The following is a 16183-nucleotide window of genomic DNA, read 5'->3' as shown; positions in this document are numbered from 1 at the left end:
AAAGCCCTACGGCGGTGACAGTGGTGCGTCGTACTCTTGGCAGTGCAAGGCTGTCGAGCGGCCACCAAGCCCCGCATGAGGAGGATGAGCAGGCCCAAGTGCCGGCCCATGACTCAGACACCCACAGCTCGTACCCCTGCCGAGGGCCAGGCCCGAGCACACTTCACCGTTCCGGCGAACCACCCGATGGTGACGGTGCTCGGCTCCGGAGACGCCCTGTTGCGCGTGATCGAGAAGGCCTTCCCGGCGGCCGACATCCATGTCCGGGGCAATGAGATCAGCGCTGTCGGTGACGCCCATGAAGTCACCCTCATCCAGCGACTGTTCGACGAGATGATGCTGGTGCTCCGCACCGGTCAGCCGATGACGGAGGACGCAGTGGAACGCTCGATCGCCATGCTCAGGGCGGACGAGGCAGGAGAGGGCGACGGCCAGGAGACCCCGGCCGAGGTCCTCACGCAGAACATCCTCTCGTCCCGCGGCCGCACGATCCGCCCCAAGACGCTCAACCAGAAGCGTTACGTCGACGCCATCGACAAGAACACCATCGTCTTCGGCATCGGCCCCGCGGGCACCGGCAAGACCTACCTCGCCATGGCCAAGGCCGTGCAGGCCCTCCAGGCCAAGCAGGTCAACCGCATCATCCTGACCCGCCCCGCCGTCGAGGCGGGCGAGCGGCTCGGCTTCCTGCCGGGCACGCTCTACGAGAAGATCGACCCGTATCTGAGGCCGTTGTACGACGCGCTGCACGACATGCTCGACCCGGACTCGATCCCGCGCCTGATGGCGGCGGGCACGATCGAGGTCGCGCCGCTGGCGTACATGCGCGGTCGCACGCTCAATGACGCCTTCATCATTCTCGACGAGGCGCAGAACACCAGCGTCGAGCAGATGAAGATGTTCCTCACCCGCCTCGGCTTCGAGTCGAAGATCGTGATCACGGGCGACGTCACCCAGGTCGACCTGCCGAACGGCACCAAGTCGGGTCTGCGGCAGGTCCAGGACATCCTGGAGGGCATCGACGACGTGCACTTCTCGCGGCTCACGTCCCACGATGTCGTACGGCACAAGCTCGTCGGCCGTATCGTCGACGCGTACGAGAAGTACGACGACAGTCAGCAGAACAAGAAACACGGGAAGTAGCGGAAGCCGCACCATGTCGATCGACGTCAACAACGAATCCGGAACCGAGGTCGACGAGCAGGCGATCCTCGACATCGCCCGCTACGCCCTCGCGCGGATGCGCATCCACCCGCTCTCCGAGCTCTCGGTGATCGTCGTGGACGAGGACGCCATGGAGCAGCTCCACATCCAGTGGATGGACCTGCCGGGACCGACGGACGTCATGTCCTTCCCCATGGACGAGCTGCGCCCGCCGGCCAAGGACGAGGAGGAGGCCCCGCAGGGCCTCCTCGGCGACATCGTGCTCTGCCCCGAGGTCGCCATCAAGCAGGGCAAGGAAGCGCCCACGGAGCACTCCATGGACGAGGAGCTGCAACTGCTCACCGTCCACGGGGTGCTGCACCTGCTCGGGTACGACCACGAGGAGCCCGACGAGAAGGCCGAGATGTTCGGCCTCCAGGCGGCCATCGTCGACGGCTGGCGCGGCGAGAACGGCCTGACCGGGCCGTCTCCGGCGCCCACCGTCTCGTAGCCGCATGAGTTTCCAGCTGATCGCGGGTGCCGTCGCCCTGGTCGTCGTCGCCTGGCTCGCGGCCTGCGCGGAGGCGGGCATCGCCCGCGTCTCCAGTTTCCGCGCGGAGGAGGCGGCCCGCTCCGGGCGGCGCGGCAGCGCCAAGCTCGCGCAGGTCGCCGGCGACCCCACCCGCTATCTCAATGTCGCGCTCCTCGTGCGTGTGGCGTGCGAGATGGCCGCGGCGTCCCTGGTGACGTACGCCTGCCTGAAGGAGTTCCCCGAGACCTGGGAGGCGCTCGCCATCGCCATCGCGGTGATGGTCCTCGTCTCGTACGTGGCCGTGGGCGTCTCGCCCCGCACCATCGGCCGCCAGCACCCGCTCAACACGGCGACCGCCGCCGCGTACGTCCTGCTGCCGCTGGCCCGCGTCATGGGCCCGATCCCGCCGCTCCTGATCCTCATCGGCAACGCGCTCACGCCCGGCAAGGGCTTCAGGCGCGGCCCGTTCGCCTCCGAGGCCGAGCTGCGGGCGATGGTCGACCTCGCCGAGAAGGAATCCCTCATCGAGGACGACGAGCGCCGCATGGTGCACTCCGTCTTCGAGCTCGGCGACACCCTCGTACGCGAAGTCATGGTGCCCCGGACCGACTTGATCGCCATCGAGCGCTTCAAGACCATCCGGCAGGCGCTGACGCTCGCGCTGCGCTCCGGGTTCTCGCGCATCCCGGTGACGGGCGAGAGCGAGGACGACGTCGTCGGCATGGTGTATCTCAAGGACCTGGCCCGCAAGACGCACATCAACCGCGACAGCGAGTCGGACCTGGTGTCGACGGCGATGCGCCCGGCGACGTTCGTGCCCGACACGAAGAACGCGGGCGACCTGCTGCGCGAGATGCAGCAGGAGCGCAACCACGTCGCCGTCGTCATCGACGAGTACGGCGGCACGGCCGGCATCGTCACCATCGAGGACATCCTCGAGGAGATCGTCGGCGAGATCACCGACGAGTACGACCGTGAGCTGCCGCCCGTCGAGGAGCTCGACGACGGCTGCTACCGCGTCACCGCGCGCCTCGACATCGGCGACCTCGGCGAGCTCTTCGGGCTCGACGAGTTCGACGACGAGGACGTCGAGACGGTAGGCGGACTGCTCGCCAAGGCGCTCGGCCGGGTGCCGATCGCCGACGCGTCCGCGGTCGTGCCGCTGCCGGACGGGCGTGAGCTGCGGCTCACCGCGGAATCCGCCGCCGGACGGCGGAACAAGATCGTGACGGTGCTCGTGGAGCCTGTCGCGCCGGCGGGCGCCCAGAAGGAGACATCGGTGTGACCCCACAGCAGCTGCGCGCGTTCTGCCTGTCGTTCAACGACGTGGTGGAGGAGTTTCCGTTCGGGCCCGAGGCCTCGGTGTTCAAGGTCGCGGGCAAGATGTTCGCGCTGAGCTCGCTGGACGCGGCGGCGCTGACCGTGAACCTGAAGTGCGACCCCGACATGGCGGTCCAGCTGCGGGAAGCACACCCGGAGATCGTGCCGGGGTGGCACATGAACAAGCGGCACTGGAACACGGTCTCCCTCACCGGAGAGCTCCCGGACCAGCAGGTCCGGGAGCTCGTCGAGGACTCGTACGACCTGGTGGTCGCGGGTCTTCCCAAGGCGGAACGACTGCGGCTCGACCGGCCTTAGGCCTTGGGCCGGGGGCTCGGGGCGTTACGCCGGGTACGCAGGCCCGTCGCCACCAGGACCGCCGTCACCAGCAGGACCGCCGTGTCGATCAGGAGCACCGTTCGCGTGCCCGCCAGGAGATCCGTGTTCGTGGTCGCGAGGACTCCCAGGAGCGGGATGCCGATCGTGATGCCCACCTGCTGGGTGGACGTCACCAGGCCGGTGGCCAGGCCCTGCTCCTCGTCAGGAACACCCGAAGTGACCGTCACGCCGTACGAGATGATCGCGCCCAGGTGGAACATGCTCGCCACCGATACGCCCGCCGTGGCGAGCCAGACCGACCAGGCGCCCTCGTCGATGCCGAGCAGCGTCGCGATGAGAAGGCCTTGGCCGAGCAGCGAGACGACGAGGGTGCGGTGTGCTCCGAAGCGGCTGATGACCTTGGGCGCGTAGATCCCGGAGACCACCGAGAGCACGCCCTGCACGCCGAAGACGAGACCCGTCTGGAAGGCGGAGAGCTTCAGGACCTCCTGGAGGTACAGGGTGAGGGCGAAGATGACCGCCGCCATCATCGAGAAGGTGACGAGCCCGCCCAGGTTGCCCCACGCCACCGTGCGCCGCCGCAGCATCGGCAGCGAGACGAGCGGGGACTCGGCGCGCGACTCGACGTGGCCGAAGGCCGCGAGCAGCAGCACGCCGGCGGTCAGCGTGACGATGACGTCCGCGCCGCCGAAGCCGCGTTCGGCGGCCGTGGAGAGCGCGTAGATCAGGGCGAGCAGGCCGCCGGTGACGGTGGCCGCGCCGGGGACGTCGAGGCGGGGGCGGTCCGGGGTGCGGGACTCGGGCAGGAGGCTCGGCGCGAGCGGCAGCACGATCAGCACGAAGAGGGTCAGCAGGCCCATCGTGGAGCGCCAGCCGAGGGTGTCGGTGAGTACGCCGCCGAGGACCATGCCGACCGTGAAGCCGAGCGAGAGCAGCGTGCCGGAGATGCCGAGCGCCCGGTCGCGCTGCGGGCCCTCGGGGAAGGTCGTCGTCAGCAGGGACATGCCGGTCGGCACGATGGCCGCCGCGCCCACACCTTGCAGCGCGCGTCCTGCGAGGAAGGATGCCGGGTCCCAGGCGAAGGTCGCGAGGAGCGAGGCGAGACCGAAGAGTGCCAGGCCGCCGATGAACAGCTTGCGGCGCCCGAACAGGTCGCCGGTGCGGCCGAAGAGCAGCAGGAAGCCACCGGAGGGAAGGGCGAACGCGGTCACCGCCCACTGCAGCGCGGACTGGCTCATGCCCAGGTCGGAGCCGAGCACGGGCAGCGCTACGTTCAACACGGAGAAGTCGAGCGCGACCATGAACTGGGCGGCGCAGAGCACGAAGAGGACGAGCTTGTCGCGGGCGGAGAGTCCGGGGGCCGCGGGGGCGGGTGCGGATGCGGGGGCCGTGGTCGGCGGGGGAGTGGTGGTGTCGATCGCCATGGGAACGAGCTTCGGGCGTCCGGAGTATCCGTGGGGAGCGGGAACTTATGCTGGTGGTCGTAACACCAGGCAGGGGGGAGCTGCGGATGACAGGGACGAACGAGGCGGCGGCGGTTGCGGCGGTGCGGCCCCAGGACGAGGCCAAGGCTCGCCGGCTCGGCGAACTGCGCGAGTTCCTGATGAGCCGCCGCGCCCGGGTCAGCCCCACGGAGGCGGGCCTTCCGGACGGCGGGGCGCGGCGGCGTACGCCGGGGCTGCGCCGTGAGGAGGTCGCCGTGCTCGCCGGGGTCGGCGCGTCCTGGTACCAGTGGCTCGAGCAGGGCCGCGACATCTCGGTGTCGCCGCAGGTCCTGGACTCCGTGGGGCGCGTCCTGAAGCTGTCGAGCGCGGAGCGGCGGCACTTGTACGTCCTTGCCGGGCTGAATCCGCCCGCCCCCGAGGTCGAGCAGGCCGACCGGGGCATGTGCGAGGGGATGCAGCGCCTGATCGACACGTGGATGCCGTACCCGGCGCACATCATGGACCGCTACTACAACTGCGTCATGTACAACGCCGCGGCCGGCATGGTCTTCGGGATGCGCCCCGAGATCACCCAGAACTGCCTCGTGGATTTCTTTACCGACCCCATCTACCGCTCCCGGAGCGTGAGTTGGCGGACGAACGCGGAGACGGTCGTCGCGCAGTTCCGCGCGTCGTGCTCGGAGACCCCGGGCGACGAGGGGTTCCAGGCGGTCCTCGCCGAGCTGCGGGAATCGGCCGGCGAGGAGTTCACCGAGCTGTGGGAGCGGCGGGACGTGCGGCCCGCGGGGCAGGTCCACAAGGAGCTGACGCATCCGCTGGTGGGAGCCTTGCACGTCGAGTCGACGGCGATGCGGGTGCCGGCCAGGCCCGACCTGACGATCGTGCTGCACACGCCGCTGCCGGAGGCGGAGACCACGGCGAAACTGGAGTGGCTCGCGTCGCCGGAGGGGCGGCGGGGGGCGATGTACCCGGTGGCTGTGTGAGCCTCCCCGCTCCGTATGCTCGGCGTATGACCGAGAGTGCTGCGTCGCCTGACGCGCTTGACGCTGAGGACCGGAAGATCGTTACGCTGGCTCGTTCGGCGCGGGCGCGGAACGGGGTGGCCGAGGGGGCCGCTGTGCGGGACGAGACGGGGCGGACGTATGTCGCCGGGACCGTCTCCCTCGACTCCCTGAAGCTCTCTGCCCTGCGGACCGCTGTGGCCATGGCTGTCGCCTCCGGCGCGGAGTCCCTTGAGGCCGCCGCGGTCGTCTCCTCCGAGGAGGCGCTCTCCGCGGAGGACCTCTCCGCTGTGGCGGACCTCGGCGGGGCCGGGACGCCGGTGTTCTTGGCGGGGCCTGACGGGGAAGTCCGGGCGCGGGCTCAGGCGAACTGACTCCTTCCCCAACCCCGCCCCTTCCCGGAAACCCGCTCGGCGCGGGGGCCTTGTCCTCAAACGCCGGACGGGCTGAGAATCAGCCTCTCCGGCGTTCGAGGAGCGGGGTCTGGGGCGGAGCCCCAGGGATCACACCGCGTCCGGGCCCCGTTCCCCCGTCCGCACCCGCACCACCGTCTCCACCGGAACCGCCCACACCTTCCCGTCACCGATCTTGCCTGTGGATGCCGCGCGGACGATTCCGTCGATCACCGCTTCCGTGTCCGCGTCATCGACGACGACCTCGATCCGGACCTTCGGGACCAGGTCCACCTGGTACTCCGCGCCCCGGTACACCTCCGTGTGCCCCCGCTGGCGCCCGTACCCGCTCGCCTCCGTGACGGTGAGGCCCTGTACGCCCAGCTCCTGCAGGGCCGTCTTCACCTCGTCGAGGCGGAACGGCTTGATGACCGCGGTAACGAGCTTCATGCGACGGTGCTCCCCTTCATCGGGCTGACCAGGACGCCGTGATCGTAGGCGGTCTCCGCGTGGTGCGTCTGGTCGAGGCCCGTCAGCTCGTCCTCGGCGGATGCCCGGAAGCCCATCAGCTTGTCGATCGCCCTGCCGATGCCGTACGTCACCAAGAACGTGTACGCCGCCACCGCGAGCACCGCCACCGCCTGCTTGCCCAACTGGCCGAGCCCGCCCCCGTAGAAGAGCCCCTCCGCGCCGTCCGTCATCGTGGCCGTCGCGAACAGGCCGATCAGGAGCGTGCCGACCACGCCGCCGACCAGGTGGACGCCCACCACGTCCAGCGAGTCGTCGTAGTCGAAGCGGAACTTCCACGCCACGGCGTACGAGCAGACCACCCCGGCCGCGAGACCGACCACTCCGGCGCCGAGCACCCCGACGACCCCGCACGCGGGCGTGATGGCGACAAGACCCGCTACCGCACCCGACGCCGCGCCGAAGGTGGTGGGGTGGCCGTCGCGCTTCTGCTCGACCAGGAGCCAGCCGAGCAGGCCCGTGCAGCCGGCGAGCAGCGTGTTCAGGAGGGAGGCCGCCGCGAGGCCGTTCGCGCCGAGGGCCGAGCCGCCGTTGAAGCCGAGCCAGCCGAACCAGAGCAGGCCCGCGCCCATCAGGACCATCGGCAGGTTGTGCGGACGCATCGCGTCCTTCTTGAATCCGATGCGCGGACCGATGACCAGGACGAGCGCAAGGCCGGAGGCGCCGGAGGCGATCTCCACGACCAGGCCGCCCGCGAAGTCCAGGGCGCCCAGGGACGAGGAGATCCAGCCGTCCGGGCCCCAGACCCAGTGCGCCACGGGAACGTATACGAGCAGCGCCCACAGGGGCACGAAGACCAGCCAGGCCGCGAACTTCGTACGGTCGGCGATCGCGCCGCTGATCAGCGCCGTGGTGAGGATCGCGAAGGTCAGCTGGAACGTGGTGAACAGGAGGGTGGGGACCGTCCCGGTGAGGGTCTGTGGGCCGATGCCCGCCATCCCGATGTGGTCGACGCCGCCGATCAGGCCCGCGAACGCGTCCTCGCCGAACGCGAGCGAGTAGCCGGCCAGCAGCCACACCACCGTGACCAGGGCGATCGACACGAAACTCATCAGGAGCATGTTGAGGACGCTCTTCGTGCGGACCATGCCGCCGTAGAAGAGGGCGAGGCCCGGTGTCATCAGCAGGACGAGGGCGGTGGCCGCGAGCAGCCAGGCGGTGTCGCCGGTGTCGGGGCCCTTGGCCGCGGCCAGGGTGGTCGTGAGGGGGGCCGACGAGTACAGGGACTGCACGGGGAATCTCTCCTCCGGGTGGGGGCAGAGGGAGAGCGTCACCGCCCCGCGTTTCGGGACGGGCACCCGGGCGTTTCCGCCGTGTTTCGTGTTGCCGGTGAGTTTCCGCGAGCTCACCGCCGCCGCGTCCGCACCTCATCGGCACCTCATCAGCGCCCGATCGGCGCTCTCTCGGTGCCTCGGGGTGCTGCGGCCCTCCGGCGATCAGGGAGAATAGGCGCCATGAGCGTTCGTACCGAGTCATCCGAGCCGTCCGAGGCCACCCACCGCGCCGGCTTCGCCTGCTTCGTGGGCCGCCCCAATGCGGGCAAGTCCACCCTTACGAATGCTCTGGTCGGCCAGAAGGTGGCGATCACCGCGAACCAGCCGCAGACCACGCGGCACACGGTGCGCGGCATCGTGCACCGGCCCGACGCCCAGCTGATCCTGGTGGACACCCCCGGTCTCCACAAGCCGCGCACGCTGCTCGGCGAGCGGCTCAACGACGTCGTGCGCACCACCTGGGCCGAGGTCGACGTCATCGGGTTCTGTCTGCCCGCGAACGAGAAGCTCGGCCCCGGTGACCGGTTCATCGCCAAGGAACTGGCCGGCATCAAGAAGACGCCGAAGATCGCGGTCGTGACGAAGACCGACCTCGTCGACAGCAAGACACTCGCCGAGCAGCTCATCGCCATCGACCAGCTCGGCAAGGAGCTCGGCTTCGAGTGGGCGCAGATCGTGCCGGTGTCGGCGGTCGGCGACAAGCAGGTCCAGCTGCTCGCCGACCTGATCATCCCGATGCTCCCCGAGAGCCCGCCGCTCTACCCCGAGGGCGACCTCACGGACGAGCCCGAGCAGGTCATGGTCGCCGAGCTGATCCGCGAGGCCGCCCTCGAGGGCGTGCGGGACGAGTTGCCGCACTCCATCGCCGTCGTGGTGGAGGAGATGCTGCCGCGTCAGGACCGCCCCGCGGACAAGCCGATGCTCGACATCCACGCGAACGTGTACATCGAGCGCCCCAGCCAGAAGGGCATCATCATCGGCCCGAAGGGCAAGCGCCTCAAGGAGGTCGGGATCAAGTCCCGCCAGCAGATCGAGGCGCTCCTCGGTACGCCGGTCTTCCTCGACCTGCATGTGAAGGTCGCCAAGGACTGGCAGCGCGACCCCAAGCAGTTGCGCAAGCTGGGTTTCTGAGGGTTTCCGCGGCGGCTACTTCACGCCTCTGATCCGCGTCACCAGCAGCGCCCCCGCCAACCCGATCACCGCCGCCACCAGGTACAGCACCCGGTAGCCGCCCACGTGCGTCACGATCGGGGCCGCCAGGGCGGGGGCCGCCACCTGCGGGAGCGAGTTGGCGATGTTGATGACGCCCATGTCCTTGCCGCGGTCCATCGCCTTCGGCAGGACGTCCGTCATCAGCGCGAAGTCCACCGACGTGAAGACGCCGAAGCCCACCCCGAGCACCGCCGCCGCGACGATCGCCCCCGGCCATGTCTGCCACCCGGACAGCAGGGCCGTCGCCACCGCCATCAGGACGCCCGACCAGAGCACGAAGGGCTTGCGGCGGCCCACGCGGTCCGACCAGACGCCGCCCACGACCACCGTCGCCAGGAGCGTCAGGCCGTTCACCGCCGTGAGGATCAGTACGCCCTCGTCCGGGTCGGAGTGGTCCAGGCGGTCCCGGAGGTAGTAGAGGAGGTACAGCAGGACCAACGCGTTGCTGAGATTGATCAGGAAGCGGGTCAGCCAGGCCCACCCCAGGTCCGGGTAGCGGCGCGGACTCAGCCAGAAGGCGGCGGCGAACGACCGCCACGCGAACGGCGGCCTGTCCCGCGGCGCGAGGCGCAGGTCCCGGTGGCGCAGGACGTACGGCATGACGCCCGCCAGCGTGAACACCGCGCATGCCGCGTAGCCCGCGCCGACGCCCCCGGCCACCGTCGCGAGGCCCGTGCCCACCACCACGCCCAGCATCTGCGCCGCCCCCAGCCAGCCGCCCACCGCGCCCCGCTGGAGCCGCGGCACCCGGTCCGGCACGGCCGCCGTGACCGCGGCGAACGCGGCGTTCAGTGTGAGCTGGACCAGGCACCAGCCCGCCGCCATCCACCACACGGACCCCGCGGCCGAGAGCAGCAGGAGCGCCGCCGCGCCACCCGCCGTCCCCGCCACGATCCACGGCGTGCGCCGCCCGAAGCGCGAGACCGTCCGGTCCGAGAGGGCGCCGAAGAGCGGGTTCGACGCGAGGGACACCACGGCCCCCGCGCCCGCCACCCACGCGAGGACCGTCTCCTTCGACGTACCGGCAGGCGCGAGGTCCTCCGCCTGCAGAGCGAGCAGGATCTGCAGCGGGCCGTACCAGCCCACCCAGATCGCCCCGTTGGCGAGCGAGAGGGAGGCCGTCCAGCCCCGGCCGACCCGGTCGACCGGCTCCCGCAGCGCCTCAACCTGCCCGTCCGTCATGCCCGTTGCGCCCGCAGCGCCTGGCGCAGCCACGCGTACGACGCCTTCGGAGTGCGCTCGAGCGTGGCGTAGTCGACGTGCACGAGACCGAAGCGCTGCCGGTAGCCCTCCGCCCACTCGAAGTTGTCAAGGAGGGACCAGACGAAGTAACCGCGTACGTCCACGCCCTCCTCCAACGCCCGGTGCAGCGCGCGGAGGTGGCCGTCCAGGAAGTCGATCCTCCGTTCGTCGTCGATGCCCTCGTACGAGCAGCCGTTCTCGGTGATCACCAGCGGTGGCAGGCGGTCGCCGTACCGGTCGCGGAAGCCGGTGAGCAGTTCGGTGAGCGACTCCGGGACCACGGGCCAGCCGAAGTCCGTGACCGGCCGGCCCGCGATCTCCCGTGGCGCGAAGGGGAGTTCGGGCGGGAGTGTGAGGCCGGAGAACTCAGTCGAAGTCGCATCCGCCCCCGCCGTCTCGGCCGGGAGCGGGCCGCCCACCTTCGTCGGCTGGTAGAAGTTGATCCCGTACCAGTCGACCGGCTCCGCGATCACCTTCAGGTCCGCCTCGATGTCGCCGCCCGGCATCAACTCCGCGATGCCGTCCGGGTATCGGCCCAGGATCAGCGGGTCCGAGAAGAGGCGGTTGAGGAGGACGTCGTAGAAGTCCGCCGCCTCCGTGTCCTCGGCCGAGGGTGACGCGGGCCAGGTGGGACCGTGCGAGTTGGCGATGCCGATGTCCGTGACGCCCGCCGCGCGCAGCGCCCGCACCGCGAGGCCATGGGCGATGAGCTGGTGGTGCGCCACCGGCAGCGCGTCGAACATGAGCTTCTGGCCGGGCGCGTGCTGGCCGAGGGCGTGCCCGAGGAGGGTGTGCTCGGCGGGTTCGTTGAGGGTGATCCACTTCTTGGCCCGGTCGCCGATGCGGGCGGCCACCACGGCCGCGTAATCGGCGAACCGCTCGGCCGTGTCCCGCCGCAGCCAGCCGCCCTCGTCGGCGAGCGCGAGGGGGGTGTCCCAGTGGAAGAGCGTGGGGACGGGGCTCACGCCCGCCGCGCACAGCTCGTCGACGAGACGGTCGTAGAAGTCGAGGCCCGCGGCGCTCACCTCGCCCGCCCCGCTCGGCAGCACGCGCGGCCACGACACCGAGAAGCGGTACGCGTCCACTCCCAACTCCCGGATGAGCGCGACGTCTTCGCGGTAGCGGCGGTAGTGGTCGCAGGCCACGGCGGCCGTCGTGCCGTCCTTCACCCTGCCCGGCACCGCCGTGAACGCGTCCCAGACCGAGGGGCCGCGTTCGTCGACGGCGCCCTCGATCTGGTGAGCCGATGTGGACACTCCCCACACGAAGTCGCGGGGGAACTGAGGGAGTGGTTCGCGCGCATGGGTCGCATGGGTCGCTGCCATGGGCGCGATCTTCCGTACGGCCGCGTACGGAAGTCAATGGGCATACCTCAGAAAACGTGAACACCGCTCAAGTTTTCCGAGCCCTCCTTGAGAACGATCTACGAGCCCTCCTTGAGGACACGCGTGATCAGCCTCCGCTGCGGATCCGTCAGGCGTGGATCCGAGCAGTACACCGTGTGGCCGTCCACGGTGAGCTGGTAGCTGAAGCCGTCCGGCACTCCTATGGGCGGCGTGCTCCGGCCCTCGGCCACGGCCTCTTCGGCCAGGGCCTGCCACTCGGGGGCATCGGGCAGACCCGAGGTGTCGACCTCGGCGTGCCGCTCGATGCCCGCGAATCCTCCCGTGCGCTTCACCTGGATACGCATGGAACCTGTCTACTCCATGGGGAGGCCGGTTGGTAGCTCAGTTGGTGGGCACGCCGACCTGGGACCACGCCTTGACGACGGCACCGTGCTCCTCGCCCTCGCCGTACTTGTCGCGCGCCGCGGCCACCGTCAGCTTGGCGAAGTCCGCGAAGGACGCGTCCTGCGCCAGCTCGCCGCCGGACAGGACGGCGTACCAGATCTGTCCGGCCCGCTCCCACGCGTTGCCACCGAGCGCCTCGGCGAGCAGGTAGAAGGCGTGGTTGGGGATGCCGGAGTTGATGTGCACGCCGCCGTTGTCGCGGCCCGTGCGGACGTAGTGGTCCATGTCGGCGGGCTGCGGGTCCTTGCCGAGCACATCGTCGTCGTAGGCCGTGCCGGGCGCCTTCATCGAGCGCAGCGCCGTGCCCGTCACGCGCGGGGCGAGCAGCCCGGCGCCGATCAGCCAGTCGGCCTCGGAGGCGCTCTGGCCGAGCGTGTACTGCTTGATCAGCGAGCCGAAGACATCGGCGAACGACTCGTTGAGCGCGCCCGGCTGGCCGAAGTACGTGAGGTTCGCCGTGTACTGCACGACGCCGTGCGTCAGCTCGTGGCCGATGACGTCCACGGGGATGGTGAAGTCGAGGAAGATCTCGCCGTCACCGTCGCCGAACACCATCTGTTCGCCGTTCCAGAATGCGTTCCCGTACTTCTCGCCGTAGTGGACCGTCGCGTTCATCGGCAGGCCGCTGCCGTCGATGGAGTTGCGCTGGTACGCCTTCAGGAACAGTTCGAAGGTCGCGCCGAGGCCCGCGTACGCGCGGTTGACGGTCGCGTCCTTGCCGGGCTTCTCGCCCTCGCCGCGGACCTTGCGGCCCGGCAGCTCGGTCTTGTGCTTCGCGTCGTGGATCGTGCGGTGCGGTTTGCTCTCCGCCGCTTCCTTGGGCAGCGAGACGGCCGGGGCGCCGATGACCGTGGTCAGCCGGCGGTGGGTGCGCTCGATGGAGTCCCGTTCCAGGGTGCGGCGGGCGGGACCCGCGAGCGCGGTGTCGTCACTCTGGGCCAGAGTGTCGAGCACGTGGGGCGGAATGATGGTGCAGAAGACAGGCTCGAAGCCTGGATTGGTGGCCATGGCATGCAATGTGGCACTGGGTCATGCCGCTGTCACTACCTGCAACCATGATTAGTGAAATAGAGGTATTGATCACCTCTTACCCGTTACCTGGCGGCGATCCCGCATACTGATACGCACCCGCGCACACAGCGCGGCTCGGCTAGGCTGCGGAGCATCATGCGTTACGGGCTGCTTCTCCTTAGCTGCCGCGGCGAGGGCCTGTAGTCGAGGCCGACCCCCTCCCCGCGGAGTTCGGTGTTGCTCGCGAAGCGACCGTCGGCCGTCCTTAAGGACACTCCCGAGGAGCCCCCGCATCATGGCGATCAAGCCGAATCTGCAGCGTGCCACGTCCATGCCGGTCCACAAGTACGGCCAGTACGACCAGGTCGACATCCCCGACCGCACGTGGCCGGACAACCGCATCACGGTCGCTCCCCGCTGGCTCTCCACGGACCTGCGTGACGGCAACCAGGCGCTGATCGACCCGATGTCCCCGGCGCGCAAGCGCGAGATGTTCGACCTGCTGGTCCGCATGGGCTACAAGGAGATCGAGGTCGGCTTCCCCTCGTCGGGCCAGACCGACTTCGACTTCGTACGGTCGATCATCGAGGACGGCGCGATCCCGGACGACGTCACGATCTCCGTCCTGACGCAGGCCCGCGAAGAGCTGATCTCCCGCACCGTCGAGTCGCTGGTCGGCGCCAAGCGCGCCACCGTCCACCTGTACAACGCCACCGCGCCCGTCTGGCGCGAGGTCGTCTTCCGTGGCTCGAAGGACGCGGTCAAGCAGATCGCGGTCGACGGCACGCGCCTGGTCATGGAGTACGCCGAGAAGCTGCTCGGCCCCGAGACGGTCTTCGGCTACCAGTACAGCCCCGAGATCTTCACGGACACCGAGCTGGACTTCGCCCTGGAGGTCTGCGAAGCCGTCTGCGACGTGTGGCAGCCCGAAGAGGGCCGCGAGATCATCCTCAACCTGCCCGCCACGGTGGAGCGTTCGACGCCCTCCACCCACGCGGACCGCTTCGAGTGGATGTCCCGGAACCTGACCCGGCGCGAGCACGTCTGCCTGTCCGTCCACCCGCACAACGACCGCGGCACCGCCGTCGCCGCCGCCGAACTGGCCATCATGGCCGGCGCCGACCGCATCGAGGGCTGCCTGTTCGGGCAGGGCGAGCGCACCGGCAACGTCGACCTGGTCACGCTGGGCATGAACCTCTTCTCGCAGGGCGTGGACCCGCAGATCGACTTCTCCGACATCGACGAGATCCGCCGCACCGCCGAGTACTGCAACCAGATGGAGATCCACCCGCGCCACCCGTACGCGGGCGACCTCGTCTACACCGCCTTCTCCGGCTCCCACCAGGACGCCATCAAGAAGGGCTTCGAGGCGATGGGCGTCCGGGCCGAGCAGCAGGGCAAGACGGTCGACGACATCGAGTGGGCCGTCCCGTACCTGCCCATCGACCCCAAGGATGTCGGCCGTTCGTACGAGGCCGTCATCCGCGTCAACTCGCAGTCCGGCAAGGGCGGCATCGCCTACGTCCTGCAGAGCGACCACCACCTGGACCTGCCGCGCCGCATGCAGGTCGAGTTCTCCAAGATCATCCAGACGAAGACCGACACCGAGGGCGGCGAGGTCACGCCGGACGCCATCTGGGGCATCTTCCAGGACGAGTACCTGCCCAACCCGGAGAACCCGTGGGGCCGCATCCAGGTCAGGAACGGCCAGACCACCACGGACAAGGACGGCACGGACACCCTCACCGTCGAGGCGACGGTCGACGGCGCCGACACCGTCCTGACCGGCACCGGCAACGGCCCGATCTCGGCCTTCTTCAACGCGCTGCAGGGCATCGGCATCGACGTACGCCTCCTGGACTACCAGGAGCACACGATGAGCGAAGGAGCCTCCGCGCAGGCCGCGTCGTACATCGAGTGCGCGATCGGCGACAAGGTCCTGTGGGGCATCGGCATCGACGCGAACACGACACGTGCCTCGCTGAAGGCCGCGGTTTCCGCGGTGAACCGCGCCGCTCGCTGAAACACCACCTGACCGCCTCCCGGGGGTGCCTCGGGGGGCGATCAGGGTGCGGTACCGGCCATCTCTCGTACAGGGTGCTGACGTCACATCAACAATGTGGCTAACATCACGCCCAACGCGGCAATGTAGCCGGGGCGTTACGGAGGTGCGCGGTGCTGCCAGATCGGGGACGAAACGGCCGGGAATCCCGCATCTTCGCCACGCCCGTTTCGCGTGGGCGTGTCCTGCGCAGGCGCGTGATCGGCGTGCATACGGCCTGGACCACCGTCGGGGACGGCGAGTTCTTCTGCCCCGGCTGCGGCGGTGACCGCAACTACCAGCGCCGCACCGGGCGTCGCCGCTTCGTCCTGCTCGGCGTGCCCGTCCTGCCGCGCGGCGCCGCGGGGCCCATCGTCGAGTGCGCCGCCTGCGGTGACCACTTCGGTACGGACGTTCTCGGCCATCCCACGACCACACGGCTCTCGGCCATGGTGCGCGACGCCGTGCACACCGTCGTCCTCGCGATCCTCGCCGCGGGCGGCACCTCCTCGCGCTCCACGCTCGACGCGGCCGTCGGCGCGCTGCGCCTCGCCGGGTTCGACGACTGCCGCGAGGACCAGCTCGTCGCACTCGTCGACGCGCTCGCCGCGGACACCGGCCGCGCCACCGTCCCGGACTGCGGGCCCGGTCTGGCCATAGAGCTCCACGAGGCGCTCGGCCCGCTCGCCCCGCATCTCGCTCCGGCCGGGCGCGAGGCGCTGCTGCTCCAGGGCGCGCGGATCGCGCTCGCCGACGGCCCGTACACCCCCGCCGAGCGTGAGGTGCTCGCCACGGCCGGCGATGCGCTGACCATCGGCGCGGACGAGGTGACGCGGCTGATGGTGGCGGCGCGGACGACGCACTTCTGATGTCCCCCGGAGCCTTGGGTTCCGTACTCCCGCGGGAGTAGCGC

The 16183-nt window shown here is 69.9% G+C and carries 16 protein-coding genes; 9 read left to right on the top strand and 7 right to left on the bottom strand.

What is annotated here, in order from left to right:
• Nucleotides 1-108: 108 nt before the first annotated feature.
• Genes ACZ5WE_RS04330 through ACZ5WE_RS04315 form a run of 4 tightly spaced genes read left to right on the top strand, consistent with a single transcriptional unit; the run spans nucleotide 109 to nucleotide 3313 of the window.
• Complete coding sequence (locus ACZ5WE_RS04330; protein ID WP_467687632.1) at nucleotides 109-1143, top strand: PhoH family protein; 1035 nt, start codon at nucleotides 109-111, stop codon at nucleotides 1141-1143.
• Nucleotides 1144-1156: 13 nt separating this feature from the next.
• Nucleotides 1157-1654, top strand: a complete 498-nt coding sequence (ybeY, locus tag ACZ5WE_RS04325) for an rRNA maturation RNase YbeY (RefSeq protein ID WP_467687634.1) — start codon at nucleotides 1157-1159, stop codon at nucleotides 1652-1654.
• Nucleotides 1655-1658: 4 nt separating this feature from the next.
• Nucleotides 1659-2960: a hemolysin family protein gene (locus ACZ5WE_RS04320; protein WP_467687636.1), complete on the top strand. Its 1302-nt coding sequence runs from the start codon at nucleotides 1659-1661 to the stop codon at nucleotides 2958-2960.
• Entirely contained in the window at nucleotides 2957-3313 is a 357-nt protein-coding gene (locus ACZ5WE_RS04315; RefSeq protein ID WP_467687637.1) for an MmcQ/YjbR family DNA-binding protein, read from the top strand. Before ACZ5WE_RS04320 ends, ACZ5WE_RS04315 begins: the two co-directional genes overlap by 4 nt.
• Here ACZ5WE_RS04315 and ACZ5WE_RS04310 read toward each other — a convergent pair.
• The gene (locus ACZ5WE_RS04310; RefSeq protein WP_467687639.1) at nucleotides 3310-4758 is read right to left on the bottom strand and encodes an MFS transporter; all 1449 of its coding nucleotides are present in this window, start codon (nucleotides 4756-4758) and stop codon (nucleotides 3310-3312) included. The two genes, ACZ5WE_RS04315 and ACZ5WE_RS04310, sit on opposite strands and share 4 nt — an antisense overlap.
• Before the next feature lie 179 nt (nucleotides 4759-4937).
• Between ACZ5WE_RS04310 and ACZ5WE_RS04305 the strand changes: the two genes are divergently transcribed.
• Together ACZ5WE_RS04305 and ACZ5WE_RS04300 are read left to right on the top strand one after the other, a co-directional pair.
• On the top strand, nucleotides 4938-5762 hold the full coding sequence (locus tag ACZ5WE_RS04305) for a helix-turn-helix transcriptional regulator (protein WP_467687895.1): 825 nt from the start codon (nucleotides 4938-4940) through the stop codon (nucleotides 5760-5762).
• 26 nt (nucleotides 5763-5788) lie between these two features.
• Nucleotides 5789-6154, top strand: coding sequence for a cytidine deaminase (locus ACZ5WE_RS04300; protein ID WP_467687641.1), 366 nt, complete (start codon nucleotides 5789-5791; stop codon nucleotides 6152-6154).
• A gap of 129 nt (nucleotides 6155-6283) precedes the next feature.
• Here ACZ5WE_RS04300 and ACZ5WE_RS04295 read toward each other — a convergent pair whose 3' ends face one another.
• Nucleotides 6284-6622, bottom strand: a complete 339-nt coding sequence (locus ACZ5WE_RS04295) for a P-II family nitrogen regulator (RefSeq protein WP_467687642.1) — start codon at nucleotides 6620-6622, stop codon at nucleotides 6284-6286.
• Nucleotides 6619-7932, bottom strand: a complete 1314-nt coding sequence (locus ACZ5WE_RS04290) for an ammonium transporter (RefSeq protein WP_467687644.1) — start codon at nucleotides 7930-7932, stop codon at nucleotides 6619-6621. Before ACZ5WE_RS04290 ends, ACZ5WE_RS04295 begins: the two co-directional genes overlap by 4 nt.
• A gap of 222 nt (nucleotides 7933-8154) precedes the next feature.
• On the opposite strand from ACZ5WE_RS04290, the gene era reads away from it, so the two are divergent.
• A complete protein-coding gene (gene era, locus ACZ5WE_RS04285; RefSeq protein ID WP_467687646.1) occupies nucleotides 8155-9105 on the top strand; it encodes a GTPase Era in 951 nt (316 codons plus the stop codon).
• 15 nt (nucleotides 9106-9120) lie between these two features.
• Here the strand turns inward: era and ACZ5WE_RS04280 are convergent, their stop codons facing one another.
• The 4 genes from ACZ5WE_RS04280 to ACZ5WE_RS04265 form a co-directional block, all read right to left on the bottom strand.
• Nucleotides 9121-10368: an MFS transporter gene (locus ACZ5WE_RS04280; protein ID WP_467687648.1), complete on the bottom strand. Its 1248-nt coding sequence runs from the start codon at nucleotides 10366-10368 to the stop codon at nucleotides 9121-9123.
• The gene (locus ACZ5WE_RS04275; protein ID WP_467687650.1) at nucleotides 10365-11753 is read right to left on the bottom strand and encodes a GH1 family beta-glucosidase; all 1389 of its coding nucleotides are present in this window, start codon (nucleotides 11751-11753) and stop codon (nucleotides 10365-10367) included. The genes ACZ5WE_RS04280 and ACZ5WE_RS04275 overlap by 4 nt, the downstream gene beginning before the upstream one ends.
• 98 nt (nucleotides 11754-11851) lie before the next feature.
• On the bottom strand, nucleotides 11852-12118 hold the full coding sequence (locus tag ACZ5WE_RS04270) for a protealysin inhibitor emfourin (RefSeq protein ID WP_467687652.1): 267 nt from the start codon (nucleotides 12116-12118) through the stop codon (nucleotides 11852-11854).
• Nucleotides 12119-12155: 37 nt separating this feature from the next.
• Entirely contained in the window at nucleotides 12156-13226 is a 1071-nt protein-coding gene (locus tag ACZ5WE_RS04265) for a M4 family metallopeptidase (protein ID WP_467687653.1), read from the bottom strand.
• Nucleotides 13227-13524: 298 nt separating this feature from the next.
• On the opposite strand from ACZ5WE_RS04265, the gene leuA reads away from it, so the two are divergent.
• Nucleotides 13525-15252: a 2-isopropylmalate synthase gene (gene leuA / locus ACZ5WE_RS04260; RefSeq protein WP_467687655.1), complete on the top strand. Its 1728-nt coding sequence runs from the start codon at nucleotides 13525-13527 to the stop codon at nucleotides 15250-15252.
• 152 nt (nucleotides 15253-15404) lie between these two features.
• Nucleotides 15405-16139 carry a tellurite resistance TerB family protein gene (locus ACZ5WE_RS04255; RefSeq protein WP_467687657.1) on the top strand — a complete coding sequence of 245 codons (735 nt, stop codon included), beginning with the start codon at nucleotides 15405-15407 and terminating at the stop codon, nucleotides 16137-16139.
• The last annotated feature ends 44 nt before the right edge of the window (nucleotides 16140-16183 follow it).

It is taken from the genome of Streptomyces sp. NPDC033180, from assembly GCF_055577645.1.
The sequence above is the reverse complement of the archived record's forward strand: the minus strand, read 5'-3'. Positions and strand labels throughout refer to the sequence as shown.

Coding starts and splice junctions, on each gene's coding strand:
- ACZ5WE_RS04275 (WP_467687650.1), bottom strand. CDS start 11,753: ATGGCAGCGACCCATGCGACCCATGCGCGCGAACCACTCCCTCAGTTC.
- ybeY (WP_467687634.1), top strand. CDS start 1,157: ATGTCGATCGACGTCAACAACGAATCCGGAACCGAGGTCGACGAGCAG.
- ACZ5WE_RS04330 (WP_467687632.1), top strand. CDS start 109: ATGACTCAGACACCCACAGCTCGTACCCCTGCCGAGGGCCAGGCCCGA.
- leuA (WP_467687655.1), top strand. CDS start 13,525: ATGGCGATCAAGCCGAATCTGCAGCGTGCCACGTCCATGCCGGTCCAC.
- ACZ5WE_RS04265 (WP_467687653.1), bottom strand. CDS start 13,226: ATGGCCACCAATCCAGGCTTCGAGCCTGTCTTCTGCACCATCATTCCG.
- ACZ5WE_RS04320 (WP_467687636.1), top strand. CDS start 1,659: ATGAGTTTCCAGCTGATCGCGGGTGCCGTCGCCCTGGTCGTCGTCGCC.
- ACZ5WE_RS04270 (WP_467687652.1), bottom strand. CDS start 12,118: ATGCGTATCCAGGTGAAGCGCACGGGAGGATTCGCGGGCATCGAGCGG.
- ACZ5WE_RS04305 (WP_467687895.1), top strand. CDS start 4,938: ATGAGCCGCCGCGCCCGGGTCAGCCCCACGGAGGCGGGCCTTCCGGAC.
- era (WP_467687646.1), top strand. CDS start 8,155: ATGAGCGTTCGTACCGAGTCATCCGAGCCGTCCGAGGCCACCCACCGC.
- ACZ5WE_RS04300 (WP_467687641.1), top strand. CDS start 5,789: ATGACCGAGAGTGCTGCGTCGCCTGACGCGCTTGACGCTGAGGACCGG.
- ACZ5WE_RS04310 (WP_467687639.1), bottom strand. CDS start 4,758: ATGGCGATCGACACCACCACTCCCCCGCCGACCACGGCCCCCGCATCC.
- ACZ5WE_RS04280 (WP_467687648.1), bottom strand. CDS start 10,368: ATGACGGACGGGCAGGTTGAGGCGCTGCGGGAGCCGGTCGACCGGGTC.
- ACZ5WE_RS04295 (WP_467687642.1), bottom strand. CDS start 6,622: ATGAAGCTCGTTACCGCGGTCATCAAGCCGTTCCGCCTCGACGAGGTG.